At 71.8% G+C, this 16197-nt stretch carries 14 protein-coding genes; 9 read left to right on the forward strand and 5 right to left on the reverse strand.

Annotation, left to right across the window (positions count from 1 at the left end):
* Window positions 1–4: 4 nt before the first annotated feature.
* From OG241_RS34385 to OG241_RS34395, 3 genes are all read right to left on the reverse strand, one after another.
* Window positions 5–904: a transcriptional regulator gene (locus OG241_RS34385; protein WP_405820923.1), complete on the reverse strand. Its 900-nt coding sequence runs from the start codon at window positions 902–904 to the stop codon at window positions 5–7.
* On the reverse strand, window positions 901–1326 hold the full coding sequence (locus OG241_RS34390; RefSeq protein ID WP_405820924.1) for a hypothetical protein: 426 nt from the start codon (window positions 1324–1326) through the stop codon (window positions 901–903). Before OG241_RS34390 ends, OG241_RS34385 begins: the two co-directional genes overlap by 4 nt.
* A gap of 242 nt (window positions 1327–1568) precedes the next feature.
* On the reverse strand, window positions 1569–2957 hold the full coding sequence (locus OG241_RS34395) for a diaminopimelate decarboxylase (RefSeq protein WP_405826572.1): 1389 nt from the start codon (window positions 2955–2957) through the stop codon (window positions 1569–1571).
* Window positions 2958–3151: 194 nt separating this feature from the next.
* Between OG241_RS34395 and hutU the strand changes: the two genes are divergently transcribed.
* From hutU to hutI, 4 genes are all read left to right on the forward strand, one after another.
* A complete protein-coding gene (gene hutU, locus OG241_RS34400) occupies window positions 3152–4816 on the forward strand; it encodes a urocanate hydratase (RefSeq protein ID WP_405820926.1) in 1665 nt (554 codons plus the stop codon).
* A gap of 344 nt (window positions 4817–5160) precedes the next feature.
* Window positions 5161–6372: an allantoate amidohydrolase gene (locus OG241_RS34405; protein WP_405820928.1), complete on the forward strand. Its 1212-nt coding sequence runs from the start codon at window positions 5161–5163 to the stop codon at window positions 6370–6372.
* Entirely contained in the window at window positions 6369–7733 is a 1365-nt protein-coding gene (locus OG241_RS34410; RefSeq protein WP_405820930.1) for a formimidoylglutamate deiminase, read from the forward strand. The genes OG241_RS34405 and OG241_RS34410 overlap by 4 nt, the downstream gene beginning before the upstream one ends.
* 71 nt (window positions 7734–7804) lie before the next feature.
* Window positions 7805–9061, forward strand: coding sequence for an imidazolonepropionase (gene hutI, locus OG241_RS34415; protein ID WP_405820931.1), 1257 nt, complete (start codon window positions 7805–7807; stop codon window positions 9059–9061).
* A 65-nt stretch (window positions 9062–9126) separates the two neighbouring features.
* Here hutI and OG241_RS34420 read toward each other — a convergent pair whose 3' ends face one another.
* Both OG241_RS34420 and OG241_RS34425 read right to left on the reverse strand, forming a co-directional pair.
* Window positions 9127–10689: a ricin-type beta-trefoil lectin domain protein gene (locus OG241_RS34420; RefSeq protein ID WP_405820933.1), complete on the reverse strand. Its 1563-nt coding sequence runs from the start codon at window positions 10687–10689 to the stop codon at window positions 9127–9129.
* Window positions 10690–10866: 177 nt separating this feature from the next.
* Window positions 10867–11799: an RNA polymerase sigma factor SigF gene (locus OG241_RS34425; protein WP_405820935.1), complete on the reverse strand. Its 933-nt coding sequence runs from the start codon at window positions 11797–11799 to the stop codon at window positions 10867–10869.
* 301 nt (window positions 11800–12100) lie between these two features.
* Here OG241_RS34425 and OG241_RS34430 point away from each other — a divergent pair, with 301 nt between their 5' ends.
* From OG241_RS34430 to OG241_RS34450, 5 genes are all read left to right on the forward strand, one after another.
* Window positions 12101–12514 (forward strand): STAS domain-containing protein, encoded by a 414-nt coding sequence (locus tag OG241_RS34430; RefSeq protein WP_405820937.1) that lies wholly within the window; start codon window positions 12101–12103, stop codon window positions 12512–12514.
* A 183-nt stretch (window positions 12515–12697) separates the two neighbouring features.
* The gene (locus tag OG241_RS34435; RefSeq protein WP_405820939.1) at window positions 12698–13183 is read left to right on the forward strand and encodes an ATP-binding protein; all 486 of its coding nucleotides are present in this window, start codon (window positions 12698–12700) and stop codon (window positions 13181–13183) included.
* Between the two features lie 189 nt (window positions 13184–13372).
* The gene (locus OG241_RS34440) at window positions 13373–14125 is read left to right on the forward strand and encodes an LPXTG cell wall anchor domain-containing protein (RefSeq protein WP_405826573.1); all 753 of its coding nucleotides are present in this window, start codon (window positions 13373–13375) and stop codon (window positions 14123–14125) included.
* Between the two features lie 38 nt (window positions 14126–14163).
* The gene (locus OG241_RS34445) at window positions 14164–15039 is read left to right on the forward strand and encodes a hypothetical protein (protein WP_405820941.1); all 876 of its coding nucleotides are present in this window, start codon (window positions 14164–14166) and stop codon (window positions 15037–15039) included.
* Window positions 15039–16190 (forward strand): hypothetical protein, encoded by a 1152-nt coding sequence (locus OG241_RS34450; protein WP_405820942.1) that lies wholly within the window; start codon window positions 15039–15041, stop codon window positions 16188–16190. Before OG241_RS34445 ends, OG241_RS34450 begins: the two co-directional genes overlap by 1 nt.
* Window positions 16191–16197: the final 7 nt, after the last annotated feature.

A 16197-nucleotide genomic window follows, 5' to 3' on the forward strand; every position in this document is an offset into this window, starting at 1 on the left:
CCGTTCAAAGGGCCTCCAGCGCATCCCTGAGCCTCTTCAGCAGCGTGATGTTGGGGTCGGCGAACGACGGCGGCAGTGTCCCGGGGGGAGCCGGGGGAGCGGAGGACTCGGACGGTGGTGGCGGGGCGAGGGCAGGGTCGGCGCGGGCAGGGTCGGCGGATATCGGGGCCGGGGTGGCCTCCGGGGCGATGACGCCCGCGGCTGCCAGCCGCCGTATGTCCACGAGGGCGTGGAACGTCGGGCGGGCCAGCGCCAGGGCGATGTCCGCCGCCGTCCGGACCCCGTTCACCAGGGCCAGTACGGCGTGCTGGCGGGCTGTGACCGTCGGTGCGGCCGGGCTGCCGGAGAGGAGCAGGGGGGCGCTGTCGGGGGCCGGGTCGGGCCAGATGCGGTGCAGCAGGGCACGCCTGCGCAGAGTCTCGTGCTCGACCGCCGCCACCGGCACCGGTCTCACGGGGCCGAGCCAGTGCGTGTCCCCGTACCGGAAGTGTCCCGGCGTGCCGCTGGGCGAGAGGGCGAAGTACGCCGCGTCGTACAGCGCCCCCAGGTGGCACACCTCGAGGGCGCCTGCGCCGATCCGGCCGCTCTCCACCAGGAACCGCCCGACCCGGTGCAGCTCGCCGGCCGCGCCGACCGCGTCCCGCCAGCCGTCCGCGTCCAGCGTGCCGCGCGCCGTGAGCAGCACGTCGAGGCCGGGTACGGCCGGGCTCTCCGCGTGCACGACCTGGCCGTCGGCGAGGTAGAGCGAGCCGCGCTCGCGGACCAGGACACCCGTGGCCCGCTCGGTGGCGAGCCGGGCGAGCATCGGCGAGACCCCGCCCCACGCCCGCTGCCGGGCCGCCGCCCTGTCCCGCACCGGCAGGCGTGGCGGCGGGGTCGTCAGGTTCGTGCGCAGTGTCGTCATCCCAGCACCAGCCGTCCGGCCATCTCGCCGAGCCGGATGCGGGCCAGCGCGAGATTGCCGTCCGCGCGGGCCAGCCACAGATGCAGGAACACACTGCTGTCGAAGCTCGTCGTGACGAACCGCAGGACGTGGTAGCTGTCGCGGTTGCTGATGATCAGGTCCTCGACCGGAGGTTCCTGCCCCGGCCGGCCGCCGCTGAACTCGTCGGCGTCGGCGTCGTAGTCCTCCTCCGGGGCGAAGGCGCGGTGCTCGGCTGCCAGCCGGGCCAGCTCGGCCGCCTCGGCCGCCATCGTCTCGGGGTCACCGCCCGGGGATTCCCCGACGGTGCCCAGTGCCAGCCCGCTGGTCCAGTCGACCAGCGCGGCGCCCCGGGCACCGGGCAGCCGCATGGCTTCCAGTAAGCACTCGTCGATTCCGGGCACCCTGAGCCCCTCCCGCCTGTCCCGCTCGCGTCTGTCCGGCCGGTGTTCGGCCGCTCCACCTGGCGTTCGGCCGACGGATGTTCGGCCAGCCCGGTGTTCGGCTGAGTGACGCAGACGCTACGCAACGTGTGCACGAGGAGTGAGAGATCTGGCATTTTCCAGTGGAACATGCGCTGGATGACTAAGGTGGGTCGACTGAGCCTGTTTTCAGGGCAGTTGACCTGCATGTTCCCCGGAGTCCGTCAAGGGCGCGCCGAGGGGGAGGCGGATGTGGCGAGGGTGGTGAGCGCGGAGGCGTGCGCCCCGCCGGATTCGGCCACGATCTCGGCGACGGTCTGCGGCTCCCGTACGACCGCGAAGGCGACGTCCCCGACCCTGCTGGCACCGCCCCCGACCGGCGCGAACCCGTAGATCCCCGGCCGGGCGAGGGAGTTGTAGCCGTAGTGGTGCGCGAAGTAGTACGCGCCCGTGTCCAGCGCCGCCGCGTAGTCGCCCTGTTCGAGCAGCGGCAGCGCCCGGCCCTCGGCGAGCAGGTCCCCGGAGAAGCAGGCGGGCCCGGCCACGTCCTGCACCACGTCCGGCCCGGACTTGGGGTGGCCCTTCCCGTCGTACGCGGCGATCCTGAGCGGCCACGACCCCGGCGCGTACACCGTCCGGGTGGCGACCTGCACGCCCGCGTGCGTGACCGCGACCGGGCGTCCGCCGGCGCTCTTCGCGTACTCGACCCGGGCCACCACCGTGCCGTGCTTGGCCAGCAGCGACCGCCCGAACTCGGTCACCAGCCCGTACCGCCCCGCGAACAGCCCCGGCACCGCGTCGGCCAGCAGCCGCGCGTACTGCGCGTACGTCGGACTCGTCGCGTCCGACGCGAAGTTGACCGGCAGTCCGCCGCCGATGTCGATCGTGTCGATCTGCCGCCGCCCGACCCGCTGGTTGATCTCCTCGGCGAGCGCGTACGTCTCCGCGACGCCCCGCACCATCAGCGACAGCGGGATGCCCTGGGACCCGGTGTGTGCATGCAGCCTGGTCAGCCACGGGCGCTCGGCGTACGCCCCCACGATCCACTCGCGCGCCCCCTCGTCCAGCAGTGCGACCCCGAACTTCGAGGTAGCCGTGGCCGTCGACGTGGCCCCGATCGACCCTCCGCCGATCTGCGGATTCACCCGGATCCCGATCGGGGACCGGCTCGTCGCGGACCTCATCAGGGCGTCGATCCGGTCCAGCTCCTGCGGATTGTCGGCGTTCACGGCGATGCCGAGTGCAAGCGCCTCGCGCAGTTCGGCGGGCGTCTTGGCCGGTGAGTCCAGCACCGTCCGCTGTGGCGGCACGCCCGCCGCCCGCGCCAGCGCCAGCTCCCCCGGGCTCGCCACCTCGGCCCCGATCCCCTCCTCACGCAGCAGCCGCAGTACGGGCACCAGCGGGGTCGCCTTCACCGCGAAGGCGTGCAGTACGGGCGTGCCGGGCGCCAGGACCGAGTCGAAGGCGGCGCGCAGCTCGGCGGCGGACTCGCGGATGCCGTTGACGTCGAGCAGACCGACGATGGGTGCGTGGGTGCGGAGCAGCCCCTGCTCCACGGCGGCGCGTACGGCTTCGTCCCGCCGGCTGACCCGATCCGACCTGTTGTGCTCCATGACATCCCCCGTGGTGTCGTTGTCCGTGTCGATGTATGCGTCGATGTCCGTATCGACGTCCGTATCGATGGGGCAAGCCAAACATCCCCGGCGCGCGCATGCTGGCGCAAGAATGTATTGACTAGTTCTATTCAGGCGACGAAGATGTGAATATCCACTGCAATAGTCGCTATCAGTCCGCTGGGAGGCAGACCATGTCAGGACCCCGCCCCGTACGAGCGCCGCGCGGTACGGAACTGAGTGCCCTGGGATGGCAGCAGGAGGCCGCTCTGCGGATGCTGCAGAACAACCTGGACCCGGAGGTCGCCGAGCACCCCGACAAGCTCGTCGTCTACGGCGGCACCGGCAAGGCCGCCCGTGACTGGCGTTCCTTCGACGCCATGGTCCGTACCCTGCGCACGCTGAAGCAGGACGAGACGATGCTCGTCCAGTCGGGCCGTCCGGTCGGTGTCATGCAGACCCACGAGTGGGCCCCCCGTGTGCTGATCGCCAACTCCAACCTGGTGGGCGACTGGGCGAACTGGGAGGAGTTCCGCCGCCTGGAGCAGCTCGGTCTGACGATGTACGGGCAGATGACGGCCGGGTCGTGGATCTACATCGGCACCCAGGGCATCCTCCAGGGCACCTACGAGACGTTCGCCGCCGTCGCCGCGAAGAAGTTCGGCGGCACCCTCGCCGGCACCATCACCCTGACCGCCGGGCTCGGCGGGATGGGCGGCGCCCAGCCGCTCGCGGTGACGATGAACGACGGCGTCGCGATCTGTATCGACGTCGACCCGCGGGCCATCGAACGCCGTATCGAGCACCGCTACCTCGACGTCCGCGCCGACTCCCTCCAGCACGCCCTCCAGCTCGCCGTCGAGGCGCGGGATGCGCGCCGGCCTCTGTCCATCGGCCTGCTGGGCAACGCGGCCGAGCTGCTGCCGCGGATGCTCGCCGAGAGCGCCCCCATCGACATCGTCACCGACCAGACCTCGGCCCACGACCCGCTGTCCTACCTGCCCGTCGGCGTCGACTTCGACGACCTCGCCTCCTACGCGGCGAAGGACCCAGCCGGCTTCACCACCCGGGCCCGCGAGTCCATGGCCCGGCATGTGGAGGCGATGGTCGGCTTCATGGACGCCGGCGCGGAGGTCTTCGACTACGGCAACTCCATCCGGGGTGAGGCCCAGCTCGCCGGGTACGAGCGGGCGTTCGCCTTCCCCGGCTTCGTCCCCGCCTACATCCGCCCCCTGTTCTGCGAGGGCAAGGGCCCCTTCCGCTGGGCCGCCCTGTCGGGTGAGGCGTCCGACATCGCCAAGACCGACAAGGCGATGCTGGAGCTGTTCCCCGAGAACGAGTCGCTGCACCGGTGGATCAAGATGGCCGGCGAACGCGTCCACTTCCAGGGCCTGCCGGCCCGGATCTGCTGGCTCGGCTACGGCGAGCGCGACAAGGCCGGCGAGCGCTTCAACGACATGGTGGCGTCCGGTGAACTGGCCGCACCGCTGGTGATCGGCCGCGACCACCTCGACTCCGGCTCCGTCGCCTCCCCCTACCGCGAGACCGAGGCCATGCTCGACGGCTCCGACGCCATCGCCGACTGGCCCCTGCTCAACGCCATGGTCAACGTCGCGTCCGGGGCGTCCTGGGTGTCCATCCACCACGGAGGCGGCGTCGGCATGGGCCGCTCCATCCACGCCGGCCAGGTCTCCGTCGCCGACGGCACCAAGCTGGCGGGCGAGAAGATCCGCCGGGTGCTCACCAACGACCCCGGGATGGGCGTCATCCGACACGTCGACGCCGGCTACGACATCGCCGAGACCGTCGCCGACGAGCGCGGTGTGCGGGTACCGATGCGCGAGGGTGACGACGCGTGACGGGTCTTTCCGGCGGGGGCGGCAACTCTTCGGTGGGGGCGGGCGGGTCGTCGCCGACTGCGGGTTCGGCTGTGCCCACCCTCCCCCACTCTCAACTCCGTTCGAGCGGGGGGACCCCCATCGCCCCACGGAACGACTGCTCACAGCCTGGCGGCCCTCAGGCTGATGGCTCACAGCCGGGCGGCCCTCAGGTTGGCGGCCCTCAGCCTGGCGGCTCACAGGCTGGCGGCCCACAGCCCGGCGGTCCACGGGCTGGCGGCTCACAGCCCGGCGGCTCACAGGCTGATGGTTCGCGGCCGGGCAGGCTGCGGCCGGGCGGGTCTTCCGGTGCCTCCTTTCACGAGATGTGGCGGGACCTCGCGCCCATCGGGCGGCATCCCGACTCTCGCGGCTATCGCCGGTTCGCCTGGACCGGGGTTGATCTCGAATGCCGGGCCTGGTTCAAGGAGCAGGCCGAGGCTCGGGGGCTGACCTACGAGGTCGACCGGAACGGGAACCAGTGGGCCTGGCTCGGGGATCCCGACGCCGGGGACGCCGTTGTCACCGGGTCGCATCTCGACTCCGTGCCCGATGGCGGGGCCTTCGACGGTCCCCTCGGTGTCGTCTCCTCCTTCGCAGCTCTCGACGCGCTGCGGGGCCGGGGTGTGCGGTTCACCAAGCCGCTGGCCATCGTCAACTTCGGGGACGAGGAAGGTGCCCGGTTCGGGCTCGCCTGTGTCGGGTCGCGGCTCACCGCCGGTGCCGTCACCGTCGAGCAGGCCCGGCTGCTGACCGACGGGGACGGTGTCACCCTGCCGCGCGCCATGGAGGCCGCCGGGTACGACCCGGACGCCATCGGGCCGGACCCCGAGCGGCTCGCCCGTATCGGCGCCTTCGTCGAGCTGCACGTCGAGCAGGGGCGGGCTCTCGACCTGAGCGGCGACCGCGTCGGCATCGCCAGTGCCATCTGGCCGCACGGCCGGTGGCGGTTCGACTTCCGCGGCGAGGCCAACCACGCAGGTACGACACGCCTCGTCGACCGGCGCGACCCCATGCTGTCGTACGCCGAGACCGTCCTCGCCGCCCGGCGCGAGGCACAGCTCGCCGGGGCCGTCGCCACCTTCGGGAAGATCGCCGTCGAGCCCAACGGGGTCAACGCCATCCCCTCCCTGGTACGCGGCTGGCTCGACTCCCGCGCCGCCGACCAGCACGCCCTCGACACCGTCGTCTCCGGTGTAGAGAAGGCGGCCCGCGAGTACGCCGAGGCGCACGGCGTCGATCTCGACGTCGTCCGGGAGTCGTTCACCCCCGTCGTCGAGTTCGACCATGCCCTGCGCGACGAACTCGCCCGACTGCTGGGCCGGGACGAGAAGGACGCCGCACTCACCGTCCCCGTCCTGGGCACCGGTGCCGGACACGACGCCGGGATTCTCTCCGGGAGCATCCCGACCGCCATGCTGTTCGTGCGCAACCCCACAGGCGTCTCGCACTCCCCGGCGGAGTACGCCGCCGAGGACGACTGCGTGGCCGGGGTGACCGCACTCGCCGACGTACTGGAAGGGCTGGCCTGCACGTGACGCACCCTCATCCGCAGCGCACCTACTGGCTGGAGCACGCCTGGCTCGACACCAACGTCGAGCCGGGCGTCGGCCTGGACGTGAAGGACGGCCGGATCGCCGCCGTCCGCACCGGAGTCGACGCCCCGCCGCCCGGCGCCGAGATCCTCCGCGGGCTCACTCTCCCCGGGCTCGCCAACGCCCACAGCCACGCCTTCCACCGCGCCCTGCGCGGCACAGTCCAGGTCGGCTCCGGCACCTTCTGGACCTGGCGCGAGATCATGTACTCCTTCGCCGACCGGCTGACCCCCGAGAGCTACCACGCCCTCGCCCGTGCCGTGTACGCCGAGATGGCCCTCGCCGGCATCACCGCCGTCGGCGAGTTCCACTACGTCCACCACGCCCCCGGCGGCACCCCGTACGCCGACCCGAACGCGATGGGCGAGGCCCTTCTCGCGGCGGCCTCCGACGCTGGGATCCGCATCACCCTCCTCGACACCGCCTACCTGTCCTCCCGGATCCACGACAAGAAGAACGGACAGCCCCCGAACCGTCACCAGCTCCGTTTCTCCGACGGCACGGCCGACGCCTGGGCGGAACGCTGTTCAGTTCTCAAGGACCGGGATCACGCGCGGATCGGTGCCGCCATCCACTCCGTACGGGCCGTGCCCGCAGGCCAGTTGGCGACCGTGGCACGCTGGGCCGAGGAGCGGCGGGCGCCGCTCCATGTGCATCTGTCCGAGCAGACGGCGGAGAACGACGCCTGCCTCGCCGCCCACGGCTGCACCCCCACCCGTCTGCTCGCCGACCACGGGGTCCTCGGCCCCCGCACCACCGGCGTCCACAACACCCACCTCACCGACGAGGACATCGCGCTCCTCGGCGGCAGCGGCACCGGTACGTGCATGTGCCCCACCACCGAACGCGACCTCGCCGACGGCATCGGCCCCGCCGTCGCCCTCCAACGCGCGGGCTCACCGCTCTCCCTCGGCTCCGACAGCCACGCCGTCATCGACCTGCTCGAAGAGGCACGCGCCATGGAACTCAACGAGCGCCTGCGCACCCGCACCCGCGGCCACTGGACAGCGGCGGCCCTGCTCCGGGCAGCCTCCGCCGACGGGCACGCGGCCCTCGGCTGGGACGACGCGGGCACCCTTGAGGCGGGTACGCTCGCCGACTTCACGACGATCGCGCTCGACTCGGTCAGAACTGCGGGGCCGGTGCCTCGACTGGGAGCGGAGACCGCGGTATTCGCAGCGTCGGCAGCGGATGTGCGTCATACGGTCGTGGGCGGCCGGCACGTCGTCCGCGACGGGGCGCACACCCTCGTACCCGAGGTGCCGCAGGCCCTTGCGGCCGCTGTCGAAGCCCTGCGCGGCTGAACCCCGTACGCACGCCTCCCGCACGCATACCGGTCCGTCCCACCGCCCGGCCCGCCACCCACGAGGACGCCATGAACAGCACCAGCACACCGAGCAGTCCGGGCAGTCCGAACCGGACGAACAGCGCTATCGGCAGCACGACCGACACCACCACCGGCACGACGACTGTCATCACGAACATCGGCAGCCTGGTCACCAACGACCCCTCTCTCGGCGACAGTTCTCCTCTTGGGCTGGTCCTGGACGCGGCCGTCGTCATAGAGGGCGACCGCGTCGTCTGGACCGGTGAATCCAGCAAAGCACCCACCACTGACAATCGGGTCGACGCCGGTGGCCGGGCCGTCCTCCCGGGCTTCGTCGACTCCCACTCCCACCTCGTCTTCGCGGGCGACCGGACCCAGGAGTTCAACGCCCGCATGTCGGGGCGCAGCTACACGGCAGGCGGTATCCGCACGACCGTCGCCGCCACCCGCGCCGCCACCGACGCGGAACTGGAGGCCAACCTCACCCGTTACCTCCGCGAGGCACTCCACCAGGGCACGACGACCTTCGAGACCAAGTCCGGGTACGGCCTGACGGTGGCGGACGAGGCCCGCGCCCTGCGCATCGCCGCCGCCCACACCGACGAGGTCACCTACCTCGGCGCCCACATCGTGTCCCCGGACTACGCCGACGACCCGGCCGCCTATGTCGCCCTGGTCACCGGCGAGATGCTCGACGCCTGTGCCCCGTACGCCCGTTGGGTCGACGTCTTCTGCGAGAAGGGCGCCTTCGACGGCGACCAGGCGCGCGCGATCCTCACCGCCGGGAAGGCGAAGGGGCTGCACCCGCGCATCCACGCCAACCAGCTCTCGTACGGCCCCGGCGTGCAGCTGGCCGTCGAACTCGACGCCGCCAGCGCCGACCACTGCACCCACCTCACCGACGCCGATGTGGACGCCCTCGCGAACGGCGACACGGTCGCGACCCTGCTGCCCGGCGCCGAGTTCTCCACCCGGGCCCAGTGGCCGGACGCCCGCCGGCTCCTCGACGCGGGCGTCACGGTCGCGCTCTCCACGGACTGCAACCCGGGGTCGTCCTTCACCTCCTCCGTGCCCTTCTGCGTCGCGCTGGCTGTACGGGACATGGGCATGACCCCGGACGAGGCGGTCTGGTCGGCCACGGCGGGGGGCGCACGGGCGCTGCGCCGCACCGACATCGGCCGCCTCACGCCCGGGGCGTACGCCGACCTGACGATCCTGGACGCCCCGAGCCATGTACACCTGGCCTACCGGCCGGGAGTTCCGCTGGTCAGCGGGGTGTGGCGGCGGGGCGTACCCGTGCTCTGAACGAACCGGACGGTCAGCCGAGTCAAACGCCGGGCCCGCGAGGGAGCTTGGCGAGTACGGACTTTTCAGCTGGCGCCCGCGCGCCAGCGCTGCTCCGACCCACCCGTCAGCGGTTCGAGGGACAGACCGCCGTCGGCGTCCGGCGTGAGCGCCGTCGCGATGGCGATCGCCGGACGGATCACACCGTCGTCGTCCACGGTGAAGCGCAGGTTGTCGCCGTTGTCACTGTCCACCGACGCACACTCCCAGATGCCGACGCCCTTGTTCACGTCACCCCGGCTGTCCAGGCACAGCTCGGTGTCGGCGGCCGAGCGCACCAGCCCCAAGTCGGCGTCCACACGCCAGCGTTGGGTCCTGGACGAGGCGGAACAGGGCGCCGTGACGACGTCCGTGCCCTTCTTCAGCTCACCGTCCCGGATGTCCAGGCAGCGCCCCGAGGCAAGGTTCACCACCTGGGCGTACGAGGCTCCGGGCGCCCGGAACACGGACGTGCGCGTGGGACTGGGGGAGGGATCCGGCGTGGGCGTCGGCTTGGCGGTCGCTGTCGGAGTGGTCCGCGGTCGTGAGGTCGGCGGCGGGGAAGGGGACCCGGTGGAAGCCGACGCCGAGGGGGTCGCCGCGCCGAGGCCGCTCGGTACCGAGGTGAGCGGGGGCGTTTCCGACACTCCCCGCTGGTTCGGCGAGCTGTCGCCCGACGAGAGCAGCACGATCAGCAGCGGGACCAGCGTCACACCCAGCACCGCTGACGCCAGCACGAACCGCCGACGGGACCGCCGGGCCGGCGACCAGGGCCAACTGGGCTCAGGGGGAGGGGTGTTGGCGCGGGTGACCGTCGGCGCGTCCCTCGCGTACGCCGGACCGCACCACGGCAGCAGGCCCTCTCCCAGCGCCGTGCGCGGGTGGTCCCGCAGGGCGGAGAGTTCCTCGTAGGCCCCCGAGCAGTGCGGGCAGATGACCATGTGGGAGTTCAGGTCCGTGCTGTGGCGTGGGTTGACGGGGCGGACCGACTCCTCGATCAGCCGGCGGAAGTCCTGGCAGCGCGGGTCGTCGGAGGCGGCCAGCCGGGACCGCAGACAGGCCTGGGCCAGGGTCTGGAGCGCCGCCTGCGTCTCGTACGTCACGTCTTCGGGCGTCAGGCCGAGAAGCGCGGCGGTCCGGTCCTCGGACTCGCGCTCCACGATGCCGTACCAGATGAGGCCCTGCGTGCGGGACGGCAGCGACTGGAACGGGCCCAGCATGGGCGGCGGCGGCCAGCTGCCGCCGCCGGTGCTCAGGACGAGGAGCAGGCTCGCGTCGAGGCCCGCCGCACGCTCGTCCATGGCCCAGGCGGCCGCCAGATCGGCGGTCAGCAGCAGGAGTTGGTGGCGCCACGGGACGCTCGGCTCGGTACCGCGCGCCGTGTCCCGGGCCGCCGCCGTGAACGCCTGGTCCGCCAACTGCCGTGCCGTGGAGTCGCTCACCGCGCACAGGCGGGCGAAGGCGAGGACGGACGCCCGGTGCCGGCCACGGAGTTCCTGCAACGCCGGGTACGCGGTGGGGGAGTTGGTGCGCAGCCACTCCGTGAGCTGTGCGTCGGACGCGCCGACGTACACCTCGTACCCCCCGCTGTCGTCGGTGTCCTGGGACATCCGTCCGCCTCCTCGCACCCCCGACTCCGGCCCCGTGCTGACGTACCGGACAGTCTGAGGGCGCACTCGGTGACGCAGGGGGCCTTTGGGAAAAGAGAGGAGGGGTTTCCGTGAGTAACCGGAAACCCCTCCCGAACGGACGCCGGTTCTCGACGTCCCGACGACGAACCCCGACCGTCACTCCTCGACGGTCAGGCCCTTCCGCAGTCGCTGCAACGTCCGTGACAGCAGCCGCGACACATGCATCTGGGAGATGCCGAGTTCCTCGCCGATCTCCGACTGGGTCATGTTGGCGACGAACCGCAGCGAGAGGATCTGCCGGTCCCTGGGCGGGAGTTCGGCGATCAGCGGCTTCAGGGACTCGACGTACTCGATGCCCTCGATGCCGTGGTCCTCGTAGCCGATGCGGTCCGCGAGCGCGCCCTCGGAGTCGTCCTCCTCGGGCTGCGCGTCAAGAGAGCTGGCGGTGTAGGCGTTCGAGGCCGCCATGCCTTCCACGACCTCGTCCTTGGAGAGGTCGAGGCGTTCGGCCAGCTCGCCCACGGTGGGGGCGCGGTCGAGCTGCTGGGCCAGTTCGTCGCCGGCCCGTGCCAGGTCCAGCCGGAGCTCCTGGAGCCTCCGCGGAACACGGACGGACCACGACGTGTCGCGGAAGAAGCGCTTGATCTCGCCCACGATGGTGGGCAGGGCGAACGTCGGGAACTCGACGCCGCGGCTCAGTTCGAAGCGGTCGATCGCCTTGATCAGGCCGATGGTGCCGACCTGGATGATGTCCTCCATCGGTTCGCTGCGCGAACGGAAGCGGGCGGCGGCGAACTTGACCAGCGCGAGGTTGAGCTCGACGAGCGTGTTACGGACGTAGGCGTGGTCGTGCGTGCCTTCTTCGAGGGACTCCAGTCGCGCGAAGAGGGTCTTGGACAGGGCCCGGGCGTCGACCGCCCCCACCTCGTCGAACGGCGGGATCTCGGGAAGCCCGTCCAGGGCCTCCGGAACGCGCGGGCCTGGGATGTAATGGTCCAGATGCTGGGAGTCCGTGTTTTCCGGAGGGGGTGTCGACGTCGCCCAGTGGGTATGCGATGCGTCGAGCCGGGGTGACATGGTGTCCTCCATGGTTCTCGGCATAAGGCTGCCGAAGCCGGGGCGTGCGGTGCGGTGTGCGGCGCCTCCAATGCCGGCCGTGTCGGGTGCGTGTCTCGGGCCGGCTCGCTGGGGGAACTGGCTCAGTACTAGGCCTACCCGGTTTCCCGAGCCCGCCGCAAGTGCGTTCCCTTCCTATATGTCCGCATTTGGGCTTTAGTTCAGGTGTCGGAGAGTGTGAGGAAGGCGTAGTGTTCGTGGACGTCAGTTGGGCGCGAGCATGCGCCGGTAAGCAGCACGGTAAGCAGCAGAGGTCTCGGGAGAGAGGGACGGCATGGACCGCGAGACGGTCGGCAGCGCACAGTCTGGCCGGCTTCTGGTGGAGGTTCGGCAGGACGGCCCCAGCGCCGTAGTGACGCCGACGGGTGAGCTCGATCACCACACCGCCGATCTGTTGCGTGAACCACTTGAGGACTGCCTCGCGAAGGGCGTGGCACGGCTGGTCATCGACTGCACGCGGCTGGAGTTCTGCGACTCCACAGGCCTCAACGTGCTGCTCGGCGCCCGCCTGAAGGCGGAGGCCGCGGGTGGCGGGGTACACCTCGCCGGAATGCAGCCGGTGGTCGCGAGGGTGTTTGAGATCACGGGCGCGGACGCCGTTTTCACCGTCCACGAGACGCTCGCCGACGCCCTTGCCGAGGAGCCGCCCGAGTCGCCCGGGTCGCCCGAGCCCGTCGAATCCTCCTAACCTTTCCGGCCGAGTCCTCCTGCTCGGCCGGGCCGGTTCCGAGCGCGCTCTTTTTGGGGGGTGTTCTGTCGGTTCCGCCGGGCAGGAGACATCCTGAATATGCACACAAGGGCGTGCGTAAAGGAACTGTGTTGAATGACGACCGTGTACGCGCAACTGGTGAATCGGTGAGGTGAAGCGCTGATGAGCACCACCCGGCCCGACTCGCCGGGCTCCTCGGAGTCCTCCGAGCCCTCCGAGCGCGGTGGCGCCTCCGGGGGTCGTCAGACCCGCAACCTGAGTTTCGAGGGTGCGAGCGGTGTCGTTCCGCTCGCCCGCGACTTCGCCCGGCAGGCGCTGTACGCGTGGGGCTGGCTGCCCGCCGCGACCGCCGACCGGCGGGCCGCCGCCGAGGACGTACTGCTGGTCGTCTCCGAACTCGTCACCAACGCCTGTCTGCACGCCGAGGGCCCGGACGAGATGTGGATCAGCTGCGACAACAAGGTGATCCGAGTCGAGGTCTCGGACCGGGGCACGGGTCAGCCCGCCCCGCGCACCCCGCACCGTGCCGGGCGCCCCGGCGGTCACGGGATGTTCATCGTGCAGCGCCTGTGCCTGGACTGGGGAGTCGTACGGATCCCCGGCGTCGCGGGCAAGCGGGTCTGGGCGGAGCTGGGCGCTCCGGCGTAGTTCCCGCCGTTCCGGCGCGAGACGCACCACTGGGATCAGTGCGCACCACTGGAATCAGGCCGAATTACCGCCGATCCGGTGTGTGCTGTGTCTTCCAACTGTTGGTCCCCCGGCGTACCTTGACGGCCGATCCGCGATCTGATGTGCCGTCAGAAACGCCGCCAGGACCGCCAGGAATGGGGGACGACGATGTCGTACCACCGGACATGCCGCCGAACGCACCCGAAACACGGCGCCGCGCTCGCGTCCGCCGCGGCCCTGGCCGGATCGGCGGTGCTGCTGGCCGCTCCCGCCGCCCGGGCCGAGGTCGTGGACGTCAACTACCGCTGTGACACGCCGATCGGCGTGAAGAGCGCCCTCTCGTCCATCGACATCAAGGCCGTGCAGAGCGGCGCCGCCTACAAGGTGACGATGTCCTGGCAGAAGGGCGTCTCGTCCAGCCCGGTCGAGCTGGGCAAGGGCGCGATGAGCCCGAGCGCCACGATCAAACTCGGCGGCGCGGACAGCGGCACGCTGAACGTCAGCGGGCCCGCGAACGAGGCGGCACTCCCCGCCAACACCCCCATCAAGATCAATGACCTGAGCGGCACGTACACGCCGTCGAAGAACGGCAAGGTCACCTTCACGGCCGGCGTCCTGACGATCAAGGCCGCCGGTACGACCACCACGTGCACGCCCACCAACAACCCCAAGCCGTCCCTGACGCTCGACATCACGGGGGCCTCCGGCGGCGACACGGGCGGCACGAGCAGCACGGGCGGCAGCGCCGCCACCGGCGGTACGGGCGGCGGCGGACTCCCGCAGACCGGCCCCGAGGACTCCTTCGTGGCGCTGGGCACGCTCGGCGGCACCGTGCTGCTCGCCGGCGCGGCGGGCACGCTGTGGCTGACCCGCAGGAACCAGACGGGGACGGTACGACGGCAGCCGACGGCCCGCCGCTGAGGACCGTACGAGACCCGTACGACCTCCGGGAGCCGCCGATGCGTGTCCTCAGCCCCAGCCCTGTCCCCAGCCGCCACCGCCTTCTCGGGCTGCTCGGCCTCCTCGCGCTGCTGTCCACGGGGACACCGGCCGTCGCCGCCGAGGGCTGGTCCGTCACGCCCCTGGGCACCGGCCGGCCGTACTTCTACGCCGAGGGCACCCCGAAGATGGTTCTCCAGGACACCCTCTCCGTCCGCAACCCGACGAAGCGAACCCTCGCCGTACGGCTCACCGGCAGCAGTTGGATCACCCTCGCCGCCCCCGAGGTGGAGGTCCCCGCCCGGACGCGTGCCGACGTGCCCTTCACGGTGCGCGTCCCCGAGGGCACGCCTCCCGGTGACCGCACCGCGACGATCACCGCCCGGGCGTCGGGCCGGACCGCGACGGTACGGGTCCGACTCAGGGTCGGGGGACCCCGGTTGGCCGCGCTGACCGTCGAACACGTGGCGGTACGCGGCGACCGCATCGCGTACGAGCTGGTCAACCGCGGCACCATCGCCCTGACCCCGACCCTCGCCGTCCGCGCGGACGGCGTCCTCGGCCCGCTCCTCGACCGGGCCCCGCGCACGCTTCCCGTACGGCTGCCGCCGGGTCGGCGTCTCGCTCTCACCGAACCCTGGCCGGGGCGCCCCGGGTTCGACGCCGTCGATGTCCGGCTGACGGTCACCGCGGCGGACGGGACGGTACGCGACGAGGCGAGCACGTCGGTGCGGTTCGTGCCGTGGGGCGCGGTGGCGGGGGTCGCGGGGGCGCTGACGGCGGGCGGGGCCCTCGTGGTCGTACGACGGCTCGGGCGCCGTAGGCGGGGGAAACAGCCGCGCGCGCAGCAGGAGTTGGTGGCCAGGACGGACGGACTGACGGGGGCGATGACGTGATGCGGCGGATTCCTGCACTGGTCGCGGCACTGGCGATCGCTCTGCTCTCGGTACCAGCGACCACCGCGACCACGGCGTCGGCGGCCGACGGGCCGACCGTCAAGGTCTCCGAGGCCCAGGCGGGAACCGGCGGTTCCGTCGTCGTGACAGGGACGGGCTGGCAGCCGAAGACGCTGCTGATGATGCTGATCTGCGGCCGGTCCGAGCCGGGCCGGGGGGTCATCGGCGGCACCAACTCCTGCGCCAACGCGGACGGGCGGGCCGTCACCACGGACGCGAACGGCGGCTTCAGCAAGGTCCTGCCGGTGGTCGAACCGCCGGTGCCGTGCCCGTGCGTGGTGCATGTGGTGACGGTGACGGGCTCGTCTCCGGCGTCGGGCGACGCGGCGTTCCAGGTGGCGGGGCACCCCGTCGAACCCTTGCCCGCCGAGGTCGGCACGGGCCGTCTCTCGGTCCTCACCGACCCGCGACTCGACGGTTCGAGCGGGCTGCTGACCTGGTTCGGGGCGCCTCCCTCGCGGACGCTGGCGGTCACCGTCGGCAACCTCGGCACGGGGGCGGTCAAGGACCCGGTCTTCCACATCGGCACCTCCCACGGGGTGTTCGCCCCGCAGTGGGACGAGCAGCAGTGGCGCGGCACGATCCCGCCGGGCGGGAAAGCACGCGTCGAACTGCCGGTGACCCTGGCGAGCGGGGCGCACGGCGACTACACGGTCTCGCTGAAGTACGGCGGGAAGGTGCTCGCGGAGCAGCCCTGGGGCGTGGGCCGGCCGTGGGGCGTGACCCTGTTCTGGGTCCTGGCGGGTGTCGTCGTACCGGCGGCGCTGTTCCGCGTCGGGATGGCCGTGGTGGACCGGGTACGGCCACGCGGAGCGGCGGGCGCGGGCGGAGGGGGCGGGCGGGCGTCGGCGCGTCGCGGCACGGCGCTGCGGAGACCCGAACTGACCCTCCGGATGCCGCGGTTGGGTGCGAGGAAGGGCCAGGGGCAACCCGAGCCGGTGACCGCTTCCTCGACCCTGCCGTGGTTCACCCCCGAGGCCGACCCGGGCGCGGTAACGGGGGCGGGAGCGGACGTGGGTATCGGCGAGGGCATCGACACGGGCGCGGGCACTGCGACGACCAACACGACGAAGACGAAGGGGAACACGTGAGAACGCA

It is taken from the genome of Streptomyces sp. NBC_01390, from assembly GCF_045040105.1.
Taxonomy (GTDB): Bacteria; Actinomycetota; Actinomycetes; order Streptomycetales; family Streptomycetaceae; genus Streptomyces.

Excerpts from the sequence above, each read along its gene's own strand:
- OG241_RS34385 (WP_405820923.1), bottom strand. The coding sequence starts at position 904 with ATGACGACACTGCGCACGAACCTGACGACCCCGCCGCCACGCCTGCCG.
- OG241_RS34395 (WP_405826572.1), bottom strand. The coding sequence starts at position 2,957 with ATGGAGCACAACAGGTCGGATCGGGTCAGCCGGCGGGACGAAGCCGTA.
- hutU (WP_405820926.1), top strand. The coding sequence starts at position 3,152 with ATGTCAGGACCCCGCCCCGTACGAGCGCCGCGCGGTACGGAACTGAGT.
- OG241_RS34405 (WP_405820928.1), top strand. The coding sequence starts at position 5,161 with ATGTGGCGGGACCTCGCGCCCATCGGGCGGCATCCCGACTCTCGCGGC.
- hutI (WP_405820931.1), top strand. The coding sequence starts at position 7,805 with ATGAACAGCACCAGCACACCGAGCAGTCCGGGCAGTCCGAACCGGACG.
- OG241_RS34420 (WP_405820933.1), bottom strand. The coding sequence starts at position 10,689 with ATGTCCCAGGACACCGACGACAGCGGGGGGTACGAGGTGTACGTCGGC.
- OG241_RS34425 (WP_405820935.1), bottom strand. The coding sequence starts at position 11,799 with ATGGAGGACACCATGTCACCCCGGCTCGACGCATCGCATACCCACTGG.
- OG241_RS34430 (WP_405820937.1), top strand. The coding sequence starts at position 12,101 with ATGGACCGCGAGACGGTCGGCAGCGCACAGTCTGGCCGGCTTCTGGTG.
- OG241_RS34435 (WP_405820939.1), top strand. The coding sequence starts at position 12,698 with ATGAGCACCACCCGGCCCGACTCGCCGGGCTCCTCGGAGTCCTCCGAG.
- OG241_RS34440 (WP_405826573.1), top strand. The coding sequence starts at position 13,373 with ATGTCGTACCACCGGACATGCCGCCGAACGCACCCGAAACACGGCGCC.
- OG241_RS34445 (WP_405820941.1), top strand. The coding sequence starts at position 14,164 with ATGCGTGTCCTCAGCCCCAGCCCTGTCCCCAGCCGCCACCGCCTTCTC.
- OG241_RS34450 (WP_405820942.1), top strand. The coding sequence starts at position 15,039 with ATGCGGCGGATTCCTGCACTGGTCGCGGCACTGGCGATCGCTCTGCTC.